Annotated in this window: 1 protein-coding gene; it reads left to right on the forward strand. The window is 40.9% G+C overall.

Going from position 1 to position 1272, the window contains the following annotated elements:
• Positions 1-177: 177 nt before the first annotated feature.
• On the forward strand, positions 178-1272 hold a 1095-nt coding region (locus tag Q0095_RS02515; RefSeq protein WP_297881060.1), incomplete at its 3' end, for a catalase.

Consider the following 1272-nt stretch of genomic DNA (forward strand, 5'->3'; position numbering starts at 1 on the left):
ATATAGCAGATCTCATAATTTATGAAATTCATAATGTTAAAGATGGGTTAGAAATATAAAATTTTAAAATATTACAAATTCTAAGGCTAAACTTTTATCAATAATTTTTATTATTTAATGAATATTTTAATTTATATGTGTATAATTATAAATAAATTTTATTAGAAAGGAATAAATATGAAAAAACTAACCACTACTTCGGGTAATCCTATCGCGGATAATCAAAACTCCCTTACCGCAGGCAGCCGCGGCGGTATAATGTTACAAGATTATCAGCTACTTGAAAAACTAGCTCATCAAAACAGAGAGCGCGCCGTTCACGCAAAAGGTAGCGCCGCATACGGAACATTAGAGATAACGCAGGATATCTCGCGATATACTAAAGCCAAAGTATTGCAAAAAGGCGAGAAAACAAGGCTGCTTTTGAGATTTTCTACCGTTGCCGGTGAAGCTGGAGCGGCTGATGCTGAGCGCGACGTAAGGGGCTTTGCGATTAAATTTTACACCAAAGAGGGCAACTGGGATTTGGTCGGAAACAACACTCCCGTCTTTTTTGTAAAAGACCCGTATAAATTCCCGGATTTTATCCACACGCAAAAGCGTGATCCCCGCACACACCTCCGTTCAAATGAGGCAGCATGGGACTTTTGGAGCTTAAGCCCTGAGAGTATGCATCAAGTAACCATCCTGATGAGTGACCGCGGTATTCCGGCAAGTTACCGTCATATGCACGGATTTGGTAGTCATACCTACAGCCTTATAAATGACAAGAATGAAAGATTTTGGGTTAAATTTCATTTCAAAACCCGCCAAGGCATTAAAAATTTAACCAACGCTCAGGCTTCACAGATCATTGCAAAAGATCGAGAGAGCAATCAACGCGACCTTTTTGAGAGTATAGAAAAGGGCGACTTTCCAAGCTGGGATTTTAAAATTCAAATAATGACTCTACAGCAGGCAAAAGAGGTCAAATTTAACCCCTTTGATCTAACCAAAACTTGGCCTCATAAGGAGTTCCCGCTCATCGACGTGGGCGTCATGACGCTAAACGAAAATCCGAAAAATTATTTCAATGAGGTTGAGCAGGCTGCATTTAGCCCGTCAAATATAGTGCCTGGTATCAGCTTTAGTCCCGATAAGATGCTGCAAGCAAGGATATTTAGCTACCCCGATGCTCAAAGATATCGTATCGGCACGCACTACGCGCAGCTAGATGTTAATCGTCCTGTAAGCGAGGTCAATACTTACGTCGTGGGCGGCGCGATGAATAAC

It is taken from the genome of uncultured Campylobacter sp., from assembly GCF_938045535.1.
Taxonomy (GTDB): domain Bacteria; phylum Campylobacterota; class Campylobacteria; order Campylobacterales; family Campylobacteraceae; genus Campylobacter_B.